The organism is Gryllotalpicola sp. CP2-P1 (assembly GCF_057512245.1).
This window is the reverse complement of sequence record NZ_JBLRDT010000186.1, coordinates 1-4,860: the sequence shown is the minus strand read 5'-3', so window position 1 is coordinate 4,860 and position 4,860 is coordinate 1. Positions and strand designations below refer to the sequence as shown.

Genomic DNA, 4,860 nt, shown 5'->3' with positions numbered 1-4,860 from the left:
CCACCGGCGGCACCGTCACGGCGGCATCCGGGCACGTGAACGCCGGTCAGACCGGCGTCGAGTCCCTCATGTCCGCCCTCGACGCGGTGGCCGAGCAGCGCCAGGCTGCGCAGCAGGGTGAGCGCAGCGATGGCGAGGCATCCGGCGAGTCCAACGACGACAACGGCCAGCAGGCTGGCGAGGGCGAGGGCGGCCGCAGCCGTCGCAACCGCCGCAACCGCAACCGCAACCGCGCCGACCGCGAGAACAACGGCCAGGGCAACAACGGCCAGCAGGGCCAGGGCGGCGAGCAGCCCGCCAAGGAGAGCGACAAGCCCGAGCAGGGCGGCCAGGGCCAGGGCGGCCAGAGCGGCAACGGCCAGAACAAGCAGGACGGCGAGCAGGGCGAGGGCGGCCGTCGCAGCCGCTACCGCGACCGCAAGCGCCGCGGCGGCGGCGCCGGTGACGACGCCGAGATCGAGCTGACGGAAGACGACGTGCTGATCCCGGTCGCGGGCATCCTCGACGTCCTCGACAACTACGCCTTCGTGCGCACCACCGGCTACCTCGCAGGCGCGAGCGACGTGTACGTCTCGCTCGGCCAGGTCAAGAAGTACGGCCTGCGCAAGGGCGACGCGGTCGTCGGCGCGATCCGCCAGCCGCGCGAGAACGACAACGGCAACTCGCGTCAGAAGTACAACGCCCTCGTGCGCGTCGACTCGATCAACGGCCAAACGGTCGAAGAGGCCCAGACCCGCGTCGAGTTCGGCAAGCTGACCCCGCTCTACCCGCAGGAGCGCCTGCGCCTCGAGACGGTCCCCGAGAAGCTCACCCAGCGCATCATCGACCTGGTCGCCCCGATCGGGAAGGGCCAGCGCGGCCTCATCGTCGCGCCCCCCAAGGCCGGCAAGACGATCGTGCTGCAGCAGATCGCGAACGCGATCACGACGAACAACCCCGAGGTGCACCTCATGGTCGTGCTCGTCGACGAGCGGCCCGAAGAGGTCACCGACATGCAGCGCACGGTGAAGGGCGAGGTCATCGCCTCGACCTTCGACCGCCCCGCCGAGGACCACACCACGGTCGCAGAGCTCGCCATCGAGCGCGCGAAGCGCCTCGTCGAGCTGGGCCACGACGTCGTCGTGCTGCTCGACTCGATCACGCGCCTCGGCCGTGCCTACAACGTCTCGGCGCCGGCATCCGGGCGCATCCTCTCGGGCGGCGTCGACGCCTCGGCTCTCTACCCGCCCAAGCGCTTCTTCGGTGCCGCGCGCAACATCGAGCACGGCGGCTCGCTCACGATCCTCGCGACCGCGCTCGTCGAGACCGGCTCCAAGATGGACGAGGTCATCTTCGAGGAGTTCAAGGGCACCGGCAACAGCGAGCTGCGCCTCTCGCGCCAGCTCGCCGACAAGCGCATCTTCCCGGCCGTCGACGTCAACGCGTCGTCCACCCGCCGCGAAGAGATGCTGCTCTCGCCCGACGAGGTCAAGATCACCTGGAAGCTGCGTCGCGCCCTCGCGGGCCTCGACCAGCAGCAGGCGCTCGAGGTCGTGCTCGGCAAGCTGAAGGAGACCTCGTCGAACGTGGAGTTCCTCGTGCAGATGCAGAAGTCGATCCCGACTTCGGGCAGCGGCGGGCACTCGCACGGCAACGAGAACAACCACCGCTGATGTTCGAGTCCGTCTCAGGGCTGCTCGACGAGTTCGGCGATCTCGAGCAGCAGCTCGCCGACCCCGCCCTGCATGCCGACGCGGCGCGCGCAAAGAAGGTCAACCGCCGCTACGCCGAGCTCTCGCAGATCAAGAAGGCCTACGAGGACTGGCAGCAGGCGGGCGACGATCTGGATGCCGCACGGGAGCTCGCCCGTGAGGACGAGGCCTTCGCCGAGGAGATCCCCGGGCTTGAAGATAAGCAGACCGCCGCGCAAGAGAAGCTCCGGCGTCTGCTGATCCCGCGCGACCCCGACGACGGCCGCGACGTGATCCTCGAGATCAAGGGCGGCGCCGGTGGGGAAGAGGCGGCGCTGTTCGCGGCCGATCTGCTGCGCATGTACGTGCACTATGCCGACTCGAAGGGCTGGAAGTCCGAGATCCTCGAGGCCGATCAGACCGACCTCGGCGGCTACACAAACGTGCAGGTCGCGATCAAGTCGAACGCCACCGACCCGGCCGAGGGCGTCTGGGCGCACCTCAAGTACGAGGGCGGGGTGCACCGCGTGCAGCGCGTGCCGGCGACCGAGTCGCAGGGGCGCATCCAGACCTCGACGGCCGGCGTTCTCGTCTTCCCCGAGGTCGACGAGCCCGAAGAGATCGAGATCGCGGCGAACGACATCCGCGTCGACGTGTTCCGCTCGTCGGGCCCCGGCGGCCAGTCGGTGAACACGACCGACTCGGCGGTGCGCATCACGCACCTTCCGACGGGCATCGTCGTCTCGATGCAGAACGAGAAGTCGCAGATCCAGAACCGCGAGGCCGCCATGCGCGTGCTGCGCGCGCGCCTGCTCGCGAAGCAGCAGGAGGAGCTGGATGCCGCGGCATCCGACGCCCGCAAATCGCAGGTGCGCTCCATGGATCGCTCCGAGCGGATCCGCACCTACAACTTCCCCGAGAACCGCATCGCCGACCACCGCACGGGTTTCAAGGCCTACAACCTCGACCAGGTGCTGAACGGCGCGCTCGACCCCGTCATCGACTCGGCGATCCAGGCCGACGAAGAGGCGCGGCTCGCGGCGATCGGCGACTCGGCCGACGCGTAGCGCGCGGGGTCTCGGCCCGATTCACCCGCGACGTCCACAGGCGCCGCAGCCGACCACGACGCCCTGACGGGGCGGAAGGCCTTAGCCCCGCGTCGCGTCCCCCTCGGCGCTCCGCAGCGAGTCGACCATGCCGCGCAGCAGGCGGAACGCCTCGGCCTGCTCCTGCTGCGACATGCCGCCCAGCATCCTCACCTCGACGGAGCGGACGGCCGCGCTCGCCTTCTCGAGGCTGCGCCGGCCGCGTGGCGTGAGCTGTGCAGGCAGCGCCTTCCCGACGCGCGCCTCGGCGGGGCGGGTGACGAAGCCGTCGCGCTCGAGCGACTGCAGCAGCACGTTCATGGACTGCCGGGTCACGAAGGTTCCCCTCGCGAGTTCGGAGTTGGACAGGCCCGGTCGCTGCGCCAGCAGCTCGAGGCACGAGTAGTGCGTCACGGTCATGCCGAGCGGGCGCAGCACGGCCTCCATCGCCGTGCGCAGCGCGCTCGACGCCTCTTTCAGCAGGTAGCCGAGTGACGTCTCGAGGTCGACGCCTGTGCCGTCTTGACTCATGTCAGCATTCTGACATATGGTTGCCCATGTCAGACAACTGACATGACAGGAAGAAGCATCTCATGCCCGCAACCGGCCCCGACTTCATCTCGCTCCAGGTCCGCGATCTCGACGCCTCGCAGGCCTTCTACGAGCGGTACCTCGGCCTCGTCCGATCGCCCGCGGGGCCGCCGCACGCGGTGGTCTTCGCAACGTCGCCCATCGCCTTCGCGCTGCGCGATCTGGTGCCGGGCACCGACCTCGATTCCGTGGCCCAGCCCGGCATCGGCACGGCGCTCTGGCTGCACGCCACCGAGGTGCAGGCGATCCACGACGCGCTCGTCGCCGACGGCCACACCATCGTCTCGGGGCCCATCGACGGCCCGTTCGGCCGCACCTTCACCTTCGCCGACCCCGACGGCTACCACGTCACCCTGCACGACAAGGCATAGCCTCGTATCACGCGAGACGACCCCCGATGCGCGAATGCCGAGGCAGAGCAGCATCGGGGGTCGTCTCGCGAGCGCCAGCCCCGGCTACCCGCGGGTGAAGCGCAGGGTGCGGACCTCGAAGGGGGTCAGCGTCACCTCGACCGACGAGCCGCCGCGTGCGGCATCCGCCAGCTCGTCCTCGATCAGCGAGACCACGCGCCCCGCACCGAACGGCTCGGCCACGCGAACGACGCCGCGGGCGCGCCGGCCCTGAGCCTCGTAGACGCGCACGATGAGGTCGCCCGAGCGGTCGTGCGCGAGCTTGATCGACGAGATCAGGATGCCCTCGCCGGAGACCTCCGCGAGGGGAGCCACGGCACCCGAGCCCGAGCCGGCCCGCCGCCGCGTCGCGGTGTTGAGCGCGATGCCCGCCTCGGTCGCCCCGAGCGCGTCGGTGCCGATGACCAGCCCATAGGCGTGCGTCTGCGGCCCCTGGTCGGTCTCAGGGTCGGGGAAGCGCGGCGCGCGCAGCAGCGACAGGCGCAGCGTCGTCGTCACCTCGGCGTCTTCCGCATCGCGCGTGACGTCGTAGCCGTAGGTCGAGTCGGTGACGAGCGCGACGCCGAATCCCGGCTCCTCGGCGAGCACGAAGCGGTGCATCGAGGTCTCGAACTTCGCCGCCTCCCAGCTGGTGTTCGTATGGGTGACGCGCTTGTAGTAGCCGTACTGCGTCTCGGCGGCGGTGTGCTCGGCGCGCACGTCGAGCGGGAACGCGACCTTCAAGAACTTCTCGGTCTCGTGCCAGTCGGTCGACTGGTCGATGCGCAGCACGCGCGAGCCGGGGCCGAGGGTGAGCACCTGGCGCACCGACGACGCCGAGAATGTGCGGTCGATCGTGACGTGCACGCCGTTCTCGTCCTCGGCGACCGAGAGCGCGTCGACCGCGCGCAGGTCTTCGACGCGGTTGCGGTAGTAGCGGTCGACGTCCCACGCGTCCCACATGTTCGGGAAGTCCTGGTGCAGCTGCAGCAGGTTCGCCTCGCCGCCCGGCGCGATCGCGTCGCGGCCCGTCGCGAGGTCGACGGCCGAGGTCACGAGACCCTCGGCGGAGACGACGATCTCGACCAGCTCGTTGCGCAGCACGATGCCGCGTTCGTCGCGCGC

5 protein-coding genes are annotated in these 4,860 nt (G+C 70.0%); 3 read left to right on the top strand and 2 right to left on the bottom strand.

The genetic code is table 11. The features are described from left to right. Together rho and prfA are read left to right on the top strand one after the other, a co-directional pair. Positions 1–1,652 (top strand): transcription termination factor Rho (rho, locus tag ACM2XV_RS12305; RefSeq protein ID WP_487027126.1); only part of this gene is annotated, 1,652 nt, incomplete at its 5' end. After that, a complete protein-coding gene (prfA, locus tag ACM2XV_RS12300; RefSeq protein ID WP_487027125.1) occupies positions 1,652–2,737 on the top strand; it encodes a peptide chain release factor 1 in 1,086 nt (361 codons plus the stop codon). The genes rho and prfA, both read left to right, overlap by 1 nt. 81 nt (positions 2,738–2,818) lie before the next feature. Here the strand turns inward: prfA and ACM2XV_RS12295 are convergent, their stop codons facing one another. Continuing rightward, positions 2,819–3,286: a MarR family winged helix-turn-helix transcriptional regulator gene (locus ACM2XV_RS12295; protein ID WP_487027124.1), complete on the bottom strand. Its 468-nt coding sequence runs from the start codon at positions 3,284–3,286 to the stop codon at positions 2,819–2,821. 62 nt (positions 3,287–3,348) lie between these two features. On the opposite strand from ACM2XV_RS12295, the gene ACM2XV_RS12290 reads away from it, so the two are divergent. Next, positions 3,349–3,717, top strand: a complete 369-nt coding sequence (locus ACM2XV_RS12290) for a VOC family protein (protein ID WP_487027123.1) — start codon at positions 3,349–3,351, stop codon at positions 3,715–3,717. Between the two features lie 84 nt (positions 3,718–3,801). On the opposite strand, the gene ACM2XV_RS12285 is transcribed toward ACM2XV_RS12290, so the two are convergent. Next, positions 3,802–4,860 (bottom strand): glycoside hydrolase family 38 C-terminal domain-containing protein (locus ACM2XV_RS12285; protein ID WP_487027122.1); only part of this gene is annotated, 1,059 nt, incomplete at its 5' end.